18 protein-coding genes are annotated in these 18,866 nt (G+C 63.0%); 1 reads left to right on the top strand and 17 read right to left on the bottom strand.

The genetic code is table 11. The features are described from left to right. Positions 1–35 precede the first annotated feature (35 nt). From QMK17_RS19430 to QMK17_RS19375, 12 genes are all read right to left on the bottom strand, one after another. Positions 36–2,423 (bottom strand): RelA/SpoT family protein, encoded by a 2,388-nt coding sequence (locus QMK17_RS19430; RefSeq protein WP_283510931.1) that lies wholly within the window; start codon positions 2,421–2,423, stop codon positions 36–38. Positions 2,424–2,542: 119 nt separating this feature from the next. After that, complete coding sequence (locus QMK17_RS19425; protein WP_283510930.1) at positions 2,543–3,100, bottom strand: adenine phosphoribosyltransferase; 558 nt, start codon at positions 3,098–3,100, stop codon at positions 2,543–2,545. Beyond that, positions 3,097–4,806: an ABC transporter substrate-binding protein gene (locus QMK17_RS19420; protein ID WP_283510929.1), complete on the bottom strand. Its 1,710-nt coding sequence runs from the start codon at positions 4,804–4,806 to the stop codon at positions 3,097–3,099. Before QMK17_RS19420 ends, QMK17_RS19425 begins: the two co-directional genes overlap by 4 nt. Then, a complete protein-coding gene (gene secF, locus QMK17_RS19415) occupies positions 4,806–6,011 on the bottom strand; it encodes a protein translocase subunit SecF (protein ID WP_283510928.1) in 1,206 nt (401 codons plus the stop codon). The genes QMK17_RS19420 and secF overlap by 1 nt, the downstream gene beginning before the upstream one ends. Position 6,012: 1 nt before the next feature. Next, a complete protein-coding gene (gene secD / locus QMK17_RS19410; protein ID WP_283510927.1) occupies positions 6,013–7,842 on the bottom strand; it encodes a protein translocase subunit SecD in 1,830 nt (609 codons plus the stop codon). A 163-nt stretch (positions 7,843–8,005) separates the two neighbouring features. Beyond that, positions 8,006–8,407, bottom strand: coding sequence for a preprotein translocase subunit YajC (gene yajC, locus QMK17_RS19405; RefSeq protein WP_283510926.1), 402 nt, complete (start codon positions 8,405–8,407; stop codon positions 8,006–8,008). 126 nt (positions 8,408–8,533) lie between these two features. Beyond that, complete coding sequence (ruvB, locus tag QMK17_RS19400) at positions 8,534–9,625, bottom strand: Holliday junction branch migration DNA helicase RuvB (RefSeq protein WP_283510925.1); 1,092 nt, start codon at positions 9,623–9,625, stop codon at positions 8,534–8,536. After that, positions 9,622–10,230: a Holliday junction branch migration protein RuvA gene (ruvA, locus tag QMK17_RS19395; protein ID WP_283510924.1), complete on the bottom strand. Its 609-nt coding sequence runs from the start codon at positions 10,228–10,230 to the stop codon at positions 9,622–9,624. The genes ruvB and ruvA overlap by 4 nt, the downstream gene beginning before the upstream one ends. Continuing rightward, positions 10,227–10,871, bottom strand: coding sequence for a crossover junction endodeoxyribonuclease RuvC (gene ruvC / locus QMK17_RS19390; protein ID WP_283510923.1), 645 nt, complete (start codon positions 10,869–10,871; stop codon positions 10,227–10,229). The genes ruvA and ruvC overlap by 4 nt, the downstream gene beginning before the upstream one ends. A gap of 86 nt (positions 10,872–10,957) precedes the next feature. Then, positions 10,958–11,713, bottom strand: a complete 756-nt coding sequence (locus QMK17_RS19385) for a YebC/PmpR family DNA-binding transcriptional regulator (RefSeq protein ID WP_283510922.1) — start codon at positions 11,711–11,713, stop codon at positions 10,958–10,960. A gap of 147 nt (positions 11,714–11,860) precedes the next feature. Then, a complete protein-coding gene (pdxT, locus tag QMK17_RS19380; RefSeq protein ID WP_283510921.1) occupies positions 11,861–12,463 on the bottom strand; it encodes a pyridoxal 5'-phosphate synthase glutaminase subunit PdxT in 603 nt (200 codons plus the stop codon). Beyond that, the gene (locus QMK17_RS19375; RefSeq protein ID WP_283510920.1) at positions 12,460–13,311 is read right to left on the bottom strand and encodes an acyl-CoA thioesterase; all 852 of its coding nucleotides are present in this window, start codon (positions 13,309–13,311) and stop codon (positions 12,460–12,462) included. Before QMK17_RS19375 ends, pdxT begins: the two co-directional genes overlap by 4 nt. A 64-nt stretch (positions 13,312–13,375) precedes the next feature. Between QMK17_RS19375 and QMK17_RS19370 the strand changes: the two genes are divergently transcribed. Next, positions 13,376–14,044, top strand: a complete 669-nt coding sequence (locus QMK17_RS19370; protein WP_283510919.1) for a hypothetical protein — start codon at positions 13,376–13,378, stop codon at positions 14,042–14,044. Between the two features lie 9 nt (positions 14,045–14,053). On the opposite strand, the gene pdxS is transcribed toward QMK17_RS19370, so the two are convergent. The 5 genes from pdxS to pgsA form a co-directional block, all read right to left on the bottom strand. After that, positions 14,054–14,974, bottom strand: coding sequence for a pyridoxal 5'-phosphate synthase lyase subunit PdxS (pdxS, locus tag QMK17_RS19365; protein WP_283510989.1), 921 nt, complete (start codon positions 14,972–14,974; stop codon positions 14,054–14,056). Positions 14,975–15,130: 156 nt separating this feature from the next. Next, positions 15,131–16,156 (bottom strand): NUDIX hydrolase, encoded by a 1,026-nt coding sequence (locus tag QMK17_RS19360; protein WP_283510918.1) that lies wholly within the window; start codon positions 16,154–16,156, stop codon positions 15,131–15,133. Next, positions 16,156–17,280, bottom strand: a complete 1,125-nt coding sequence (locus QMK17_RS19355; protein ID WP_283510917.1) for a glycosyltransferase family 4 protein — start codon at positions 17,278–17,280, stop codon at positions 16,156–16,158. The genes QMK17_RS19360 and QMK17_RS19355 overlap by 1 nt, the downstream gene beginning before the upstream one ends. Beyond that, positions 17,277–18,182 (bottom strand): phosphatidylinositol mannoside acyltransferase, encoded by a 906-nt coding sequence (locus tag QMK17_RS19350; protein ID WP_283510916.1) that lies wholly within the window; start codon positions 18,180–18,182, stop codon positions 17,277–17,279. Before QMK17_RS19350 ends, QMK17_RS19355 begins: the two co-directional genes overlap by 4 nt. Then, positions 18,179–18,856 (bottom strand): phosphatidylinositol phosphate synthase, encoded by a 678-nt coding sequence (pgsA, locus tag QMK17_RS19345; RefSeq protein WP_283510915.1) that lies wholly within the window; start codon positions 18,854–18,856, stop codon positions 18,179–18,181. The genes QMK17_RS19350 and pgsA overlap by 4 nt, the downstream gene beginning before the upstream one ends. Between the last annotated feature and the right edge of the window lie 10 nt (positions 18,857–18,866).

The following is an 18,866-nucleotide window of genomic DNA, read 5'->3' as shown; positions in this document are numbered from 1 at the left end:
GGGGAGGTATTACCGCACACATGCGCCGGAGCCGCCTAGGCAGCCGACGTGAGCCGGTAGACGTCGTAGACGCCTTCCACGTTGCGGACAACGTTCAGCACATGTCCCAGGTGCTTCGGATCACCCATCTCGAACGTGAACTTGCTTATCGCTACCCGATCCCCTGACGTCGCCACCGATGCCGAGAGGATGTTCACCTTCTCGTCCGCCAACGCCTTGGTGACGTCGGAGAGCAAGCGGTGGCGATCGAGCGCCTCGATCTGGATCGCTACGAGGAACACCGACGACGCGGACGGCGCCCATTGCACGTCGACGAAGCGTTCGGACTGATCGCCGAGTGACTTCGCGTTGGTGCAGTCGGTGCGGTGCACACTGACCGATCCACCGCGGGTCACGAATCCGAGAATCTCGTCGCCCGGCACAGGAGTGCAGCACTTCGCCAGCTTTGCGACGACCCCTGTCGCACCTGACACCAGCACTCCGGCGTCTCCGACATGACGGGGACGTGTCGGGATGGTGGACGGTGTCGAGCGCTCCGCCAGCTCTTCCTCGACGTCTCCGACGCCGCCGAGGTGCGCCACCAGTCGCTGCACGACGTGCTGAGCAGAGACATGGCTCTCCCCCACCGCCGTGTACAGCGCCGAGACGTCGACATATCTCAACTCGTGCGCGATCGCCGACATCGATTCGGCATTCATCAGACGTTGCAGAGGAAGTCCGCCGCGACGGACTTCTTTCGCGATGGCATCCTTGCCCGCTTCGAGTGCCTCTTCGCGGCGCTCCTTGGCGAACCATTGACGGATCTTGGTCTTCGCGCGCGGCGAGACGACGAATCCTTGCCAGTCTCGGCTGGGACCTGCAGTGACCGCTTTCGAGGTGAACACCTCGACCACTTCACCGTTCTCGAGCGTGCGCTCCAGAGCGACGAGCCTGCCGTTGACCCTGGCGCCGATACATCGGTGCCCCACCTCGGTGTGTACGGCGTACGCGAAGTCCACCGGACACGATCCGGCGGGAAGCGTCACCACGTCGCCTTTCGGGGTGAACACGAAGATCTCCTTGACCGCCAGGTCGTAGCGTAGCGATTCGAGGAATTCACCGGGGTCCGCGGCCTCACGCTGCCAGTCCAGAAGCTGGCGCATCCACGCCATGTCGTCGACCTCGGCGTTGTCGTTGCCGTGCTTGCCGCGCGTTTCCTTGTAACGCCAGTGCGCAGCAATGCCGAACTCGGCAGTGCGGTGCATATCCCTGGTTCTGATCTGAACCTCTAGCGGTTTGCCCTCGGGACCGATGACGGTGGTGTGCAACGACTGATACACCCCGTAGCGCGGTTGGGCGATGTAGTCCTTGAACCGGCCCGCCATGGGCTGCCACAACGAGTGCACGACGCCCACCGCGGCATAGCAGTCTCGGATCTCGTCGCACAGAATGCGCATGCCGACGAGATCGTGGATGTCGTCGAAATCGCGGCCCTTGACGATCATCTTCTGATAAATCGACCAGTAGTGCTTCGGCCGTCCCTCGACCGCGGCACTGATTCGCGAAGCGGACAGCGACGCGTTGATCTCGGCGCGCACTTTCTCGAGGTACGTGTCGCGTGAAGGCGCGCGATCCGCGACCAGCCGCACGATCTCGTCGTACTTCTTCGGGTGCAGGATCGCGAAGGCGAGGTCTTCGAGTTCCCACTTCACCGTGGCCATACCCAGGCGGTGGGCTAGCGGTGCAATGACCTCCAGTGTCTCCTTCGCCTTGCGTGCCTGCTTCTCCGGCGGCAGGAACCGCATGGTGCGCATGTTATGGAGACGGTCGGCAACCTTGATCACCAACACACGAGGATCGCGCGCCATCGCGATGATCATCTTGCGGATGGTTTCGCCCTCGGCCGCTGTTCCCAGCACCACCTTGTCCAGCTTGGTCACACCGTCGACGAGATGCGCGACCTCCTCACCGAATTCCTCGGTGAGCTGGGTCAGCGAGTAGCCGGTGTCCTCGACAGTGTCGTGGAGCAGTGCCGCGACCAAGGTCGTGGTGTCCATGCCTAGCTCTGCGAGAATATTCGCGACCGCCAACGGGTGCGTGATGTACGGATCGCCGGACTTGCGCATCTGAGTGGCATGGCGTTCGTCGGCGACGTCGTAGGCGCGCTGCAACAGCGCCAAATCGGCCTTCGGATGCAGCTCGCGATGAAGACTGACCAAAGGTTCGAGGACTGGCTTCACTGCCGCTGTGCGACCCGCCGTGATTCGGCGCGCCAACCGGGCGCGCACCCGCCTGGACGCCGACGTCGGCACTGCAACCGAACCGCGTCCGACTACGAGTGGTTCCTGCTCGGGTGTTGCTGTGGCGGACGGCTCCGCAGAGCTGTCCTCGGCGCTGTCGGGCTCGGGCCGCTCAGGCAAGGGTTGGTCGACATAACTGGTCACTGCGATCGCCTCCTGCCGCGTTGTCTGCATCGCGCACGATTCGGTGAGCCAAAGAACCACTCACGTGCTTGTCGAACCTCTCGTGCCGTCCGGGACGCAGTATGTATGGACTTTAGTCCTCATACTTGCCGGAGGCAGGCGAGCGGGTACCCGGCACATCTCTCGCGTCCACCGAGCGCCGCGATCTCGAGAACCACCGCGGCACCGAGAACTTTCGCACCGCGCGCACGCAGAAGTTCTGCCGTCGCAGCGATGGTGCCGCCGGTGGCGAGCACGTCGTCGACGATCAAGATCTTTCGACCTACGATGTCGATGTCCTCCGGTATCTCGAGAACGGCTGACCCGTATTCGAGGTCGTAGCTCTGCGACACGACCGGTGGAGGCAGCTTTCCCGCTTTGCGGACTGCAAGAACACCCGATTCGAGTGCAAGCGCGACGCCTGCTCCAAGAAGAAATCCTCGTGCGTCGATACCAGCGACCAGATCGGCACCGGTGCCCGCTTCCGCAAGCGCCCCGATCACTGTCTTCAGCCCGTCGGCGTCGGCGAAGACCGGTGTCAGATCGGCGAAACGCACGCCCTCCACCGGAAAATCGTTCGCCCAGCGGACGTGCTTGTCGATGTTGACTGCCGCCCGTGCGGCGAGATCGGATTGAGGTGACGAGACGTTGGTACTCACCGAAGAAGTATCCACCGATCCATGTTCCAACCCGCGCCCGAGGTCGTCGGGTTGGCGACGACGTTGCTCATGCCATCGGCAACAGCAAGACTCCGAGGCTGATTGAACAGTGGCAGCGACGGCATGTCGTTCCAGAGGATATTCTCGCCTTCCGTCGCGATCGACAGGGCTGTTGCATCCGACGTCTCGACGGCAAGTTGATCGACGATGGCGTCGATACGGCCGTTCGCATAACCACCGACGTTGCTGCCGATGCCGCTGTGCAAGCTGTACCTGGCTGCCGCGTCGGATGCGGCACCGGATGGCCCGGAAGCGGAACCGGTGGAGGCGAGCACTGCATCCACCGCACCCGCGCGAAGGGCTTCGGGCCCGAAATCCTCCGAACTTGCGTCCGTGATGGTGATTCCTGCAGGTGAACAGGCGGCGGCGATATCGGCGACGATGCTCGCACGTCGAGGGTCGGGAGCTAGGTAACCGATTCTGACCGTCACAGCACCGAGACTTGCGTCCTTCAACGCGGCCTGGGCCGCCGGGGTATCCGCCTGGCGGTAGCGGCCGCTCGCGGTGCCTGCTACCGGGCCGTATATCAGTGCGTTCGGCTGCACCAGACGAGAATCGACCACATCTGCACCAATCCCGTTCGGGCGGTCGTAACCCTGATGTCCGTACTGTTCGAAGAGTTGCTCGCGCGCGGTGCACAGTGCCACAGCGCGACGGGCCGCTGAAGAAGAGAGTGATCCACTCGTCGCAAAAGTCAGTTGCTCGACCCCGTGCGAGGGAAAATTCGTCGCCGTGAATGCGTCGGGCAATGTGCCGCCGACACCCTGATCGACGATGTCGAGATCTCCGGCGTCAGCACGCGCGGCCAGATCGGTACCTTTCGGCCAGATCACCACTCGCTCGGTCTCGGGCGGGATGCCCCACCATTTGTCGTTGGCGACGAGAACGAGTCCGCCGTCGACGGTGTAAGAATCGACTCGGTACGGACCGTTCGACGGCAGCAGCGATGTGTCCACCGCTCCCGGCGTGAGAGTCCAACCGGTGTTCCAGAAATCGGCGATACGCCGCACCGCGGCCACGTCCCCGGCGAGGATCGGTTCGACGACGTCGGGTACGTTCGCCGCTCTCGACACCACATGCGCGGGAAGGAGATCGGTAGCACCGAACAGACTGCGCCACCCCTCGTAATCGCGGCCGGCCTTGAACGTGACAGTGGCATCCTTGCTGCCACTCACACAGTCGACACGGTCGATATCGGAATACCCCGCGCTCGACGCTGAGTCGAACAGCGGCTGATTGTCGGTTCCCGACACGAAACGTCCACTGTTGGCAGCCCAGGTGAGCACGAGATCGTCACACGTCATCGGTACTCCGTCGGAGTACGTGGCCTGGGGCGCGATCATGAACGCCACGGTCAGGACGTCCGCGGGTACTACCGAGACGCCACCGATATCGTTGTCCGACAGCGACTCCCCTTCGGGCCCGAGATAACTGAACCCCGTCTGGACCCTCGGAAACGCTTGTCTGGCACCAGATGCGGCGCCGGCGACGGTCTGCGCGTTATAAGTGGGCACAGTGTTGTCCACTGCGTATCCGATGGACGGCACCGGGTCCTCCGGCGACGAGCATCCGTTGAGTACGCCTGCGCCGACGGTGGCAACCACTGCGGCTGCCACCGCTCGATACACTCCGGCTCGTACAGTCATCAGCGCCTCTTCTTGGCGCGCTTTCCGGTCGGTCGCGAACCCACCTGGGGCGTTGCCGGAGCATTCGCGACCGAACTGGCACCTGCGGCGGTCTTCACCAAGTTGGTCGAGCCGACACGACCAGCCGCTTCGGCGCGCTTGGCGAGCACCTTCTTGGTGTGTGCGGCTACCGGGCCCCACTTCTCCTTGATGGTGACGAGCAACGGCGTCGCGAAGAAGATCGACGAGTACGCGCCGACGATCATGCCGACCAGCTGCACCAGCGCGAGGTCCTTCAGTGTTCCGACCCCGAGCAGCCACACTGCGACGATCATCAGTGCCAGCACTGGGAGTACACCGATGACAGTGGTGTTGATCGAGCGCATAAGCGTCTGGTTGACGGCAAGGTTCGCCTGTTCCGCATAGGTTTTGCGGTTCAGGTGCAGAATTCCGCGGGTGTTCTCCTCGACCTTGTCGAACACAACCACCGAGTCGTACAGCGAGAACCCGAGAATGGTGAGCAGTCCGATAACTGTGGCAGGGGTTACCTCGAATCCGACCAGCGAATACACACCGGCAGTGACGAGCAAGTCGAAGAACAATGCAGCCAATGCAGCAAGTGCCATGTCTCGCTCGTAGCGAATCGCGATGTAAATGCTCACGATCACCAGGAACACAAGCAGCGCAATCAGAGCCTTTTGCGTGATCTGGCCGCCCCAGGTCTCACTGACGTCGGAGAAGCTGATCGCGTTCGGCGTCGCCGTACCGGTACTGTCTTCGGGCTGGAAGGCGTCGAACAGAGCGGTCTTGACCTGGTCTACCTGCCTCGCATCCAGAGCCTCTGACCTGACCTGAACGGTGGCCGCAGCGCCTGACCCGACGGTCTGCACCGCCTCCGGACCGAATCCGAGCGAGTCGGTGAACACGGTTTCGACCTGCTCGGTGGTGACGTCTGCGGCGGCGGGCACCTGGATCTTGGTTCCGCCTTCGAAGTCGATCCCCAGAGTGAAGCCCCTGAACACCATGCTGAGCAGGCAGATCAACACGATCACACCGGTCAGGATGTAGTAGAACTTGCGACGGCCGATGATCTCGAAGGCACCCGTTCCCGTGTACAGCCTGCTGAGCCAACTGTGCTTGGGCTGCGCATTCTGGTCGACACGGGAATCCTCCAGCAACGTCGAACCGCTCTCCAAAGAGGCCGTGTTGTCAGGCGAATCGGTCATATCAGGCCCCCTTCGTAGATGCGTTGGCTGCTGCCTTGCCCGCCGTGGTTCGAGCGGCGGCGCGCCTGCGTTCCTGTGCGATCTCGGCAACTGCTCCGAGACCGTTCACCCCGGGCTTGGACCAGAACTTGGATCGGGATGCAAGGTTGACCAACGGCCACGTCACCAGGAAGACGACGAGAACGTCGAGGATCGTGGTCAGACCGAGGGTGAATGCGAATCCCTGAACCTGCCCGGCGGCCAGCGCATACAGCACCGCAGCTGCAATAAAGCTCACGGCGTTACCGGACAGGATGGTCTTGCGGGCTCGTGTCCAACCGCGCGGCACAGCAGAGCGGAAGCTTCTGCCCTCCCTGATCTCATCCTTGATACGTTCGAAGAAGACGACGAACGAGTCGGCAGTCATTCCGATTCCGATGATCAGACCGGCGATTCCGGCGAGGTCGAGCGTGAAGTTGATCCATCGACCCAGAAGCACAAGGATGCCGTAGACCATCAGACCCGCGAGAATCAGCGAGAGCGCGGTCAGGAAGCCCAGCGCGCGGTAGTAGACCAGGCAGTAGACGAGGACGAGCACAAGACCGATCGCGCCGGCGAGCAGTCCGGCCTCGAGCGATGCAAGTCCGAGCGTGGCGGAGACCGTCTCGGCCTCGGACGAGGCAAACGAGAGCGGCAGCGATCCGTACTTCAATGTGTTGGCCAACTCCGACGCGCTCTGTGCCGTGAACTGACCGGTGATCGACGTCGCGCTGCCAGCAGGTGTGGCTCCCTGAATCTGGGGAGCGCTGACAACCTTCGAGTCGAGCGTGAACGCGGCCTGCTTGCCGATGTTGGACCCGGTGAACTGAGCCCAGGTATTGCTGCCCGAGGAGTCGAAGGTCAAGCTGACCTCGTGGCGTGACTGCTGTGAGTTGAATCCTGAGGATGCGTCGGCGATCTGCTGGCCGTCGATGATGCTCGGACCGAGGAGATACACGGACGTTCCATCGGTGCTGCACGCCACCAGGGGAAGCGCTGGATCGTCGTTACCTTGCAGTGGATCGGGCGCATTGCAATCGATGGTCGCCGACGCGACCTGCTGAACCTGCGGGTCCTCGCTCTGGCGCAGCGCCTTGGCCTCGGTTATCTGGTCTGCAGCTTGCTCGGCTTCGGTGCCGGTAGCCGATGGAGCCGCGGGATCGTCGGTGGCCGTCGCGGCAGGGTCGAGCGTCTGGGTGGCCGCTGGATCCCCCGGTGCCGGACTCGCAGGACTGGTATCGACCGTGCTCGGATCCTGCGCCGGGAACGGGCGTCCCTGCGGAACCGCGTCACCGGCGGGAGCCGGGGTCTCGGCCGCGGGCGCATCACCCGTCGGAGTGGCTTCGGTGCCCGCGGACGGCTGGCCCGCCGCCGGCTGGCCCGCGGACGGCTGGCCCGCGGACGGCTGGCCCGCGGACGGCTGGCCCGCGGACGGCTGGGTCGCAGAAATGACCGGCCTGATGAACAGGCGTGCTGTCTGGCCGAGGGTCCGAGCCTGGGAGCTGTCGTCACCGGGAACTGTGATCACGAGGTTGTCGCCATCGATGAGCACCTCGGACCCGGCGACTCCGAGACCGTCGACGCGGGTGGTGATGATCTGCTGCGCTTGCTCGAGGCTGTCCTTGCTCGGCGCGCTGCCGTCCGGGGTACGCGCAGTCAGCGTCACTCTCGTGCCGCCCTCGAGGTCGATTCCGAGTTTGGGCTCGGGCGACTTGTCTCCGGTGAAGAAGACCAGCGCAAACACGACTGCCATCAGCACCCCGAACAGGGCCAGATAGCGGGATGGATGCACCGATCCGCTTGAAGGTGCCACGGTGTGTGATTCTCCTCTTGGCAGTTGATGAACGTGCAATCCGAACAGCGAGCATGTCCGAACCGGTCACGTCGACGTATTCCAGACGAACCGGACGACTTGACCCCGGCACGCGAAACCGCTGCCGGAATTTTCTCCGACAGCGGCGGCGGTCATTTTCGGATCACTCTTTTTCTAGACGACGCGCAGTCTGCTCGACGGTCTCGTCAACGGGCGCTTTATCGAGATTCGTCTTCTCGAGAGACGGCGATGCGGTGCCCGCGCCTTCGATTCCGGACAGGTCGTCGGGGGCAGTGAACTCTTCTTCGCTCTCCGGCGGCAGGACCTCGCGAACGACGGCGAGTGACCACGTGGTGATGACACCGTCGGCGATTTCGAGGTCCACGGTGTCGTCCTCGACCAGAACGACACGCGCATACAGTCCTGCGGTGGTAACTACCTCATCACCGATCTTCAGCGAATTCTGCAGCGACTGGGTACTGGCCAGCGCTCTCTTCTGCTTGCGCACGTTGAGGAACATCGGCACGAGCAATGCCACGATCAGCAGCGGGAATAGCAGTTCCATCTTCTACGTCAGTCCTAAAAGTGTCGGTGTCGAAAAGGTTGCGGCGGTCTATCGGTGCCACGCGTTCGTCCCAGTGTGCCATTACTCCGCACTCGATCTATCCGCCAACTGCCGATTATCAGCAGATTATTCGAATAAGTCCTGCTGAGCTTCGTTGGTTCGGACGGAAATACCACCGATGGCAAGGTCCGGAGGCGGGACGAGACGAAGATGTTTCCATGCGGCGGCGGTTGCCACACGCCCCCGAGGCGTTCGCGCCACCATGCCTGCCCGAACGAGGAATGGCTCGCACACCTCTTCCACCGTCGCAGGCTCTTCGCCCACCGCGACGGCCAACGTGGACACTCCTACGGGGCCTCCGCCGAAACTTCTGATCAGAGCACTGAGTACCGCTCGGTCCAGTCGGTCGAGACCCAAATGGTCTACGTCGTAGACAATGAGCGCTTCCTGCGCTGTCTGTTTCGTGACGGTGCCGTCGCCGCGGACTTCGGCGTAGTCACGAACCCGACGCAGCAGACGGTTGGCGATGCGGGGCGTGCCACGCGATCGACCCGCGATCTCGGCGCAGCCCGCCTTGTCGATGGGAACGCCGAGGATCCCCGCTGACCGCAGCAGAATCCGTTCCAGCTCCTCGGGCTCGTAGAAATCCATGTGCGCAACGAATCCGAAGCGATCTCGCAGCGGGCCGGTGAGCGCCCCCGATCGGGTAGTAGCTCCGACCAGGGTGAACGGCGCAACCTCCAGTGGGATGGATGTGGCACCCGGTCCCTTGCCGACAATGACGTCGACCCTGAAGTCCTCCATCGCCAGGTAAAGCATTTCCTCCGCGGGCCTGGCGATGCGGTGTATCTCGTCGATGAACAGCACGTCACCCTCGACGAGGTTGCTGAGCATCGCCGCCAGATCGCCTGCGCGTTCCAGCGCCGGTCCCGATGTGAGCCGCAGCGACGTTCCCAGCTCTTGCGCGATGATCATCGCCATCGACGTCTTTCCCAGCCCGGGTGGGCCGGACATCAGAATGTGATCCGGGGTTCCACCTCGGAGTTTTGCGCCGGTCAGGACCAGCTGCAACTGCTCGCGTACCCGCGGCTGACCGATGAAGTCGGTAAGCGATTTCGGACGCAGGCTCGTCTCGACGTCGAGATCTTCCGGGATGGCCTCGGCACTCACCCCAGAGTGATCGACGCCGGAGTTCTCGAACTCCGATTCTTCTGTCATCTGCTTTTGCCCAGAGAGGCCAGAGCTGATCGCAGTGCTGCCGACGTCGACACGTCCGGTTGCGCTGCGAGCACTGCGTCCGTGGCATCTTCCGCCTGCTTCGCGGGGAACCCCAGGCCGGTAAGTGCCTCGACAATCTGCTCACGCACCGGATTGGCGACGACGGACCCCGACGTGAACGACGCTCCCCCACCGCTACCGAAAATGGCATCGACCTTGTCCCGCAGTTCCACCACCATTCGCTCAGCACCGCGCTTTCCGATGCCGGGCACACGGGTGAGTGCGGTGATGTTCCCGTCGGCCAGCGCGGACCTCAGCGCGGTCGGATCGAGAACAGCCAAGGTCGCCATCGCAATGCGCGGTCCGACGCCGGAGACGCTGAGCAACAGCGAGAACAGGTCCCTCGATTCACTGTCCTCGAAGCCGTACAGCGTCATCGAGTCCTCACGCACGATCATCGTCGTCAAGAGCCGCGATTCGCAGCCGCGACTGAGAGTTCCGAGCGTGGCAGGGGTTGCGTTCACCCGATATCCGACACCGGAGGCCTCGAGGACGGCGTGATCGAGTGCGATGTCGAGAACTTCGCCGCGTATCGACGCAATCATCGGGCACCTGCCTCTCTCTTGACGCTGCCGGCCTTCGCGCTGCTGGCCTTGGCACGTTCGAGCTTCTTGGCCGCAGCAGCGCGCGCTTTTCGCTCCTCGGCCAGGCGCGCCTCGTACTTACGTTTCTGTTCCGCCGCCATCGCCTCGGCCTTGGCCATTCGCGCGATCATCGGGGCTCTCCAGCAGTGACAGATCCCCAACGCCAACGCATCGGCAGCATCAGCGGGGGTGGGAGCGGTCTGCAGACCGAGGATACGCATAACCATCGCGGTGACCTGGGCTTTGTCGGCGCTGCCGTTACCGGTGACGGCAGCCTTCACCTCGCTCGGCGTATGGAAGCACACATCGATTCCGCGTCGCGCAGCTGCCAGAGCGATAACTCCCCCCGCCTGAGCCGTACCCATGGCTGTGCGGACATTCTGCTGCGCGAACACTCGCTCGATCGCGACGACGGTCGGCTTGTGCGTGTCCAACCAGTACTCGGCAGCCTCCGAGATCCGAAGCAGTCTCTGCGCGAGGTCCATGTCGGCGGGCGTACGCACGACATCGACATCGAGCGCGATGACACTACGACCCGCCCCACCTTCGATCAAGCTCAGTCCGCACCGGGTGAGACCGGGGTCGACGCCCATCACTCGCACACTTGTCTCCCATTCGCTTACGAACTGTTGTTCGATAGCGTATCGGAATCAGCAACGAGTTCCCGCGTGCGACACCCCCGCCGGGATCATTCCTCGTCGAGCTCGGCCATCACTTCGTCGGAGAGATCGACGTTCGACCACACGTTCTGAACGTCGTCGCTGTCCTCGAGCGCGTCGATGAGCTTGAACACCTTGCGTGCCCCGTCGGCATCGACTGGGATACTGACCGACGCCTGGAAGCTGGCTTCGGCGGAGTCGTAGTCGATGCCTGCCTCTTGCAATGCTGTTCGAACGGCGACCAGGTCGGTGGGCTCACTGACGATTTCGAAGGTGTCACCGTTGTCGTTGACGTCCTCGGCACCGGCGTCGAGGACCGCCATGAGGACGTCGTCCTCGCTCTGGCCGTTCTTCTCCAGCGTCACGACACCCTTACGGGAGAACAGGTAGGACACCGATCCCGGGTCAGCCATGTTGCCGCCGTTGCGGGTCATCGCGATACGAACCTCGCCTGCGGCGCGATTACGGTTGTCGGTGAGGCACTCGATCAGCACAGCGACACCGTTGGGTCCGTAGCCCTCGTACATGATGGTCTGCCAGTCGGCGCCCCCGGCTTCCTCTCCTGCGCCGCGCTTACGGGCGCGCTCGATATTGTCGTTGGGAACGGACGTCTTCTTCGCCTTCTGGATAGCGTCGAACAACGTCGGGTTACCCACCGGATCGCCGCCACCGGTGCGAGCCGCCACCTCGATGTTCTTGACGAGCTTGGCGAACGACTTGCCGCGTCTTGCATCGACCACCGCCTTCTTGTGCTTGGTGGTGGCCCATTTGGAGTGGCCGCTCATACGATGGAGCCCCTTTCGTACCGAACAGATCAAAGTGTTTTCGTAGTTTACGCGTGCACAACCGTAGTGAGTTGCAGGTAGCGCTTCAGAGGTTCGATGGTCTCGATGAGTCCGCGGGATCTCGCAAGCGCGTCACCGGCACATCGCTTACCTGGAACGAACCAGGTCGACGAACAATTCGTGAACGCGGCTGTCGCCTGTCACTTCGGGATGGAAGCTGGTTGCCATGATCGCACCCTGCCGCACTGCCACCACGCGCCCCGCTGCGGGTCCGTCCGGAACCTCGGCCAAAACCTCGACGCCGTGACCGACCCGTTCCACCCACGGCGCTCGAATGAACACCGCGCGGACCGGGTCGCCGACGATGCCCGCGAACTCCAGGTCGGTCTCGAACGAGTCCACCTGCCGGCCGAATGCATTGCGACGCACGGTGATGTCGAGACCGTCGAGATGCTGCGCGTCGGGTCTGGTGTCGAGTACTTCGCTCGCGAGAAGAATCATGCCCGCGCACGAGCCGTAGGCGGGAAGCCCGTCCTTCAACCGGGCGCGCAACGGTTCGAGGAGATCGAACACCGACAGCAAATTGCTCATGGTCGTGGACTCCCCGCCGGGAATGATCAGCCCGTCGACCGCATCCAGTTCCTGCGGTCGACGCACCGCGACACCGGTCGCCCCGCTCGACCTCAGCGCCGCCAGGTGTTCGCGCACATCGCCCTGTAATGCAAGGACACCGATGGTCGGACCGGTCACTTCGGCACGAACGGGTCGGAGATCGTCTTGGTCTTGTCGCGTTCGATACGCATGAGCCCTTCCTGGACCACTGCCGCAACCATCCGACCCTGCTGATCGAAGATGCGACCTTGAGCCAGCGCTCGACCGAAGTCCGCAGACGGCGACGTCTGGTCGTACAGCAACCACTCGTCGGCGCGGAAGGGCCGCAGAAACCACAAGGCGTGGTCGAGCGACGCCGTCTGAGTCACCACACCCGGATGCGGCACCTTCGCAGATCCGATCAGAGTCATATCCGACATGTAAGCCAACGTGCAGACGTGGAAGACCTGACTGTCCGGAAGGCGATCTCGGTAGCGAAACCACACGCGCTGCTGAGCCGCGAAGCTCGGGTGCTTCTCGGTTTGATGGTCGGGAATCCTCCGGATATCCCATTCGTTCCATTCCTCGTAGAAGGAATTGTCGAAGTCCGGCAGGTCACGCGGATCGGGAAGGCTTTCCGGGTCGACCACTCTCGGCATCGTGTCCTGATGAGAAATACCCTCGTCCTCGACGTGAAACGACGCGGACATTGTGAAAATTGCTTTGCCGTCCTGCAGTCCGGTGACACGCCGAGTGCAGAACGAGCGGCCGTCGCGGATACGGTCGACCAGATAGACCGTCGGCTCCGTCGGGTTACCGGGACGGAGAAAATACCCGTGCAGAGAGTGAACCCGAAAGTCCTCGCTCACGGTGTTCACGGCGGACGCGAGTGCTTGGCCTGCGACCTGACCACCGAATGTGCGCTGAAGCAGACTCGGAAACGTTCTACCGCGAAAGATGTCGTTCTCGATGCGTTCGAGTTCGAGTATGTCCTCGATGCTGGCCATGGTGCACCTTTCTTGTCGCTGCCGGTGAAGGCTAACAACACCCCCGGGCTGACAAGATGGACCGGTGCTCAACTCCGATCCCCCGCGCCCGGATTTCACGGCTCCCCTGCCGATCTTTCCCGACGTGCTCGTCGAGAGCGTCGTCGATCGAATTCCGGTCCGAGAGCGGTCCATTGCGGTTGTCGACGGCGCAGACGCCGCCGACCCCGTCGAGTTCGCGCACCGCGTCAGCCGACGTGTACAGAGCACCGGCCGGGCATGTGACGTAATCGATCTTCATGATTTCGTGCGCCCGGCGTCACTGCGCTTCGAATACTCCCATACCGATGAGTTGTCTTATCGCACAGCATGGTTCGACTTCAACGCAGTGCATCGGGAAATCGTCTCGCCGCTCGCATCGAACGGGCGAGGCAGCTATCTTCCACGATTGTGGGACGAAGCAGCAGACCGATCTGCCCGAGCAAAATTGGTGGTCGCCGCATCGGACCAGGTCCTGATCATTGCCGGACCGATGATGCTGGGGCGCATCGCCGACCCCTCGGCCGTAGTGCACCTGCAGCTCAGTCCAGGTGCACTACGACGGCAGACTCGAGGCGATCAGCACTGGACGATCGAGCCGCTCCTACGGTTCTACGAGGAGTACTCCGACGCACGTGAGGGGCCCGAACCCGACTTCACCGTGCGCTGGGACCATCCGGAGCGGCCCGCGATACTGCCGCGCTCTCGAACCTGATCAGTTCGGTCACCAACCGCGCTCGGCCAGGCGATGGCCTACCGGAAGGTCGTCGACGTTGATGCCGACCATGGCCTCACCGAGTCCGCGCGAGATCTTCGCAAGCACATCGGGGTCGTCGTGGAACGTGGTTGCCTTGACGATAGCCTCGGCACGCTCCTTCGGATTGCCGGACTTGAAGATGCCGGATCCGACGAACACGCCTTCGGCGCCGAGCTGCATCATCATCGCGGCGTCGGCAGGTGTGGCGATACCTCCGGCGGTGAACAGGGTGACCGGGAGCTTGCCCGCGCGGGCAACTTCGACGACGAGATCGTACGGCGCCTGCAACTCCTTGGCTGCCACATACAGTTCGTCTTCGGGAAGCGACGTCAATCGGCGGATCTCTCCGCGAATCTTGCGCATGTGGGTAGTGGCGTTGGATACGTCACCGGTACCGGCCTCGCCCTTGGACCTGATCATCGCGGCTCCTTCGGTGATCCGACGCAGCGCCTCACCGAGATTGGTTGCACCACAGACGAACGGAACGGTGAAATTCCACTTCTCGATGTGGTTCGCGTAATCCGCGGGTGTGAGCACCTCGGATTCGTCGATGTAATCGACACCGAGACTCTGCAGGATCTGCGCTTCGACGAAGTGTCCGATGCGAGCCTTGGCCATCACGGGAATGCTGACCGAGGAGATGATGCTGTCGATCATGTCCGGGTCGCTCATCCGGGACACGCCACCCTGTGCGCGAATGTCGGCGGGGACCCTCTCGAGGGCCATGACAGCGACAGCTCCGGCGTCCTCGGCGATCTTTGCCTGATCGGCGGTGACGACGTCCATGATCACGCCGCCCTTGAGCATTTCTGCCATACCGCGCTTGACGCGGGCGGTTCCGGTTCCGCTCACAGAATCACCGCTCGCAGATTCGTTGGATGCAGGCACGATGGGGGTACTCAAGGCAAACTCCTGATGTGTGGGAACAGTGCTGCGCAGGCATTCGATGCGATACTGCGCGCGATCGATGGTAGGCGGCAGTGGTCTTCGTTTCCATAGCCAATCGGCAATGCCTGGACCCCTTTTACCTCGGCCCTCACACTTTCAGCGGATGGCGCGGACTTCGGGCTCGACTCGCCTTGCGAGAACGATGTTCACCTCGTCGAGCAATTCCGCGAGATCCTGCGGATACACGGTCTCACCGGTTGCGGCGAGGAGACGGATATCGTCCTCGGTACACCATCGATGTCCGGTGACCGTCCGGCGTTCCAGATCGGTGAATCCACTGTGCTCCGGTTCGAACTCCTGAGTGCGAAAGGCGAAGAACAGCTCCTCCGAGCGCAGCAATGTGCCGTTGAAAGGGAAAGTCGCAACACGCCTCCACAGCGGACCTCTGAGCGCGGCCGGGTCGACCGTCAAACCGGTTTCCTCACGCACTTCACGGGCGGCAGCGTCGCGCAGGTTCTCCCCTGATTCGACGGCACCACCGATCGTGAACCAGAAGTAGATTTCCGGCACAGTGGGATCGTGCCCGCGTAGAAGCAGCACCCGCCCGCGTTCGTCGACCAACACGACGCGCGACGACGTGCGCTGCACGGCTCTGTCCTCGTGTCCGAACGTTTCCGAGGCCGATCGTTCGGCGATCTCGAAGTACGTCGGTAATGGCGCAGTTCCGCCGAGATGAAGGATCCGCACCGGCAGGGTGGTCCGTAGCGCCAACGTGTCTCGAACCGCATCGTTGTGGAACCGACGCGCGATGAGTACACGGGCCTCCGCGTCTGCGAGCTCGGCGACAAGTTGAGGCGGCAGATCTGCGGAATCGAGTGACGCCAACGCAACTGACACGTCGTTTTCGGCACCCTCACGGTGAACTCGGTCCGCACGTTCGGCGGCATCGGCCAACGAGGCGAGCTTCCGACTCCGGTCGACACTGGCGCGAACGGCGGCAGAGACCGCGCGCGCGACCACTGCGCGCCGCGCGAGTGCCGAATCGAGCGACTGCCAGGCCAGGTCGGTACGAACATGCAAACGGTCGAGCCTGTTCGCTGTTCCGTACGCCCACAGTCCGACAATCAGGACGAGAACCGCTATCAGTCCGACAATCAACACGGTCAACGCAGACAACGTCATCAGTTGGCCGCCCGGACTTTGCGACCGATGACGGTCACCGTCTCGTAGACACGCATGATCTGTTCAGCGACGACCGGCCAGTCGTAGTCCGCCACCGCCCTCCTCGCCGACTCGACGAGACCTGCCCTGACCTCGTCTGACGACAGAACCGTGTCCAGCGCTGACGCAAGCGCTTCGGAATCGTCGATGGGTACGAGCACTCCGGCAGCGCCGTCCCGCAGCACCCGACGGAAAGCGTCCAGTTCGCTTGCTACCACCGCCGTTCCCGACGCCATCGCCTCGACGAGCACGATCCCGAAGCTTTCGCCCCCGAGGTTGGGTGCGCAGTACACGTCGGCGCTACGCATTGCCGAGGCCTTGACCTTGTCGTCGACCTGACCGAGGAACGTCAAATGCGAGGCGAGAGGGCCCGCTTCTTTACGAAGCTTGTCTTCCTCGCCGCGGCCTACGACCAGGATCTCGATGTCCGGATGCTTCGTCGCGAGCGTCGGCAGTGCGCCGAGCAGAACAGCCATCCCCTTGCGCGGCTCGTCGAACCGTCCGAGGAACAACACCGTTCCGCCCTGACGTGGATAGCCGGGAAGCATCGGCGCCCTGGCGAAGAACTGCACATCGACGCCGTTGGGTATCTCGACAGCATCGCTTCCCAGAGACTCGACCTGCCACCGCCGCGCCAGTTCGGAGACGGCGATCCGTCCACTGATTTTTTCGTGATAGGGCCGCAGTACACCCTGAAATGTACTCAGTACCAACGATTTCGTCGTGGACGTGTGGAATGTTGCCACGATCGGGCCGTCGGCGGCCTTGAGTGCGAGCATCGACAGGCTCGGCGCGTTCGGTTCGTGTATGTGCAGGACGTCGAAGTCGTTCTCGGCGATCCACTTTCGTATCCGCGAATAGGTGACGGGCCCGAACCGCAGCCGAGCTACGGATCCGTTGTACGGAATCGCCAGTGCCTCACCAGCGGACACCACGAAATCGGGAAGGACGGTGTCATCGGATGCAGGCGCCAGCACGCTGACACGATGTCCACGCTCGATGAACACACGGGCGAGCTGCTCCACGTGGGCCTGAACGCCGCCCGGCACGTCGAAGGAATACGGGCAGACCATGCCGATCTTCATGTGCCCTCGATTCGAGCGCGCCGCGAATCCGACAGGTCCGACAGCCACAGCGGCTGCAGCATGTGCCAATCAGCCGGATGCTCGGCGATTTTGGAGGCAAATGTGTCGGCAAGCAGCTGCGTTGCGCCCTCCACTCCCCCGCCGACGTCGATCCGCGGTGAGATGGTGAATCCCCATCCGTCACCGTCGAAGTAGCAGTGCACGGGGAGTAGGTGGGCACCTGTATCGATCGCAAGCTTCGCCGGACCTGCTGCCATCCTGGTCGGCTCACCGAAGAACGTGACCGGCACACCGTGTTTCGCAAGGTCGCGTTCGCTGAGCAGGCACACGACCTTGTTCTCGCGCAGCCGCTCCGACAATGCCGCGAACGGCGGCACTTCGCCGCCACTGAGCGGAAATATCTCGAAACCGAGGCTTTCCCGATAATCGACGAATCGTTGATACAGCGACTCCGGCTTCAGCCGTTCTGCCACCGTCGAGAACTGTCCGTAGTAGCGCACGAGCCACATCCCGGCCATGTCCCAGTTTCCACTGTGCGGGAGCGCTAGTACGGCGCCGACGCCCTCGTCGATGGCTGCGTCGAGATGCTCACGCCCGTGCACACACCCGTCGATGACCGCGGCCTGCGAGTCGAGATCCATCGAGGGCAGCCGGAACGCCTCGCGCCAATAACGAGCGTAGGAGCGAACACTCGCTTTCACCAGATCGTCGGGCACATCTTTCGGCGCCACACCGAGCACACGAGCCAGATTCCGGCGCAGTTGCTGTGGTCCACCGCCGCGCGCGGCAGCCTTGTCGGCGCCGAAATCGAACAGTCGCCGGGCCATACCGTCGGGCAATCCCCGAACCAATCGCCACCCTGCGGCATACCCTGCGTCGCTGGCGCGTTCGGCGAAGTTCATGAAGCCTCGGGTTCGCTGCTCGGCGGAGACTCTGCCTTGAAGATGATGTCGCGCGCACCCTCGGAACGGCGCACCGCAAGAACACGCTGAAAGACGGTCACGACGCTGAGGACGGCGAGCACCCACATCGCGGGATAGATGACACTGTCGAGCCACGGTACGTCGAAATGACGACCGGCACCGGTGAGGCCCGCCCCCACCAGCACGATCACAAGCCGATCCGGCCGTTCGATCCAGCCGCCGTCGGCGGAGAGGCCGCTCGCTTCGGCGCGAGCCTTCGCGTACGAAATCACCTGTGAGGTGACCAAGCAGATCAGCGTGGCTACCAACAGCAGCTTGTTGTCCTCGCTGTATACGGCCCACCAGGCGAGGCCACCGAAGATCGCACCATCGGCAACGCGGTCACAGGTGGCATCGAGAACTGCACCGTATTTCGTGCCTCCACCACGCGCTCGCGCCATCGCACCATCGAGCATGTCGAAGAGCACGAACAGCGTGATGACGATGGAGCCCCACCAGAGATAGCCCGCGGGGAACATGGTGATCGCCGCGGCAACGGAGGCCACAGTTCCGATCACCGTTACCGAGTTCGGAGTCAGACCTGTGCTGTTCAGCGCTTTGCCGAGAGGTGCTGTGACCTTCGACATCGGCGCCCGCCCGAACACGCTCAGCACCGCGGACCCC

The sequence above is a fragment of the Rhodococcus sp. G-MC3 genome (assembly GCF_030063335.1).
GTDB lineage: Bacteria > Actinomycetota > Actinomycetes > Mycobacteriales > Mycobacteriaceae > Rhodococcoides.
Note: the sequence above shows the minus strand (reverse complement) of the source record. Positions and strands in the feature narration are given on the sequence as shown.

Coding starts and splice junctions, on each gene's coding strand:
- QMK17_RS19420 (WP_283510929.1), bottom strand. CDS start 4,806: ATGACTGTACGAGCCGGAGTGTATCGAGCGGTGGCAGCCGCAGTGGTT.
- secF (WP_283510928.1), bottom strand. CDS start 6,011: ATGACCGATTCGCCTGACAACACGGCCTCTTTGGAGAGCGGTTCGACG.
- yajC (WP_283510926.1), bottom strand. CDS start 8,407: ATGGAACTGCTATTCCCGCTGCTGATCGTGGCATTGCTCGTGCCGATG.
- ruvB (WP_283510925.1), bottom strand. CDS start 9,625: ATGACAGAAGAATCGGAGTTCGAGAACTCCGGCGTCGATCACTCTGGG.
- ruvA (WP_283510924.1), bottom strand. CDS start 10,230: ATGATTGCGTCGATACGCGGCGAAGTTCTCGACATCGCACTCGATCAC.
- QMK17_RS19385 (WP_283510922.1), bottom strand. CDS start 11,713: ATGAGCGGCCACTCCAAATGGGCCACCACCAAGCACAAGAAGGCGGTG.
- QMK17_RS19375 (WP_283510920.1), bottom strand. CDS start 13,311: ATGGCCAGCATCGAGGACATACTCGAACTCGAACGCATCGAGAACGAC.
- QMK17_RS19360 (WP_283510918.1), bottom strand. CDS start 16,156: ATGACGTTGTCTGCGTTGACCGTGTTGATTGTCGGACTGATAGCGGTT.
- QMK17_RS19355 (WP_283510917.1), bottom strand. CDS start 17,280: ATGAAGATCGGCATGGTCTGCCCGTATTCCTTCGACGTGCCGGGCGGC.
- QMK17_RS19350 (WP_283510916.1), bottom strand. CDS start 18,182: ATGAACTTCGCCGAACGCGCCAGCGACGCAGGGTATGCCGCAGGGTGG.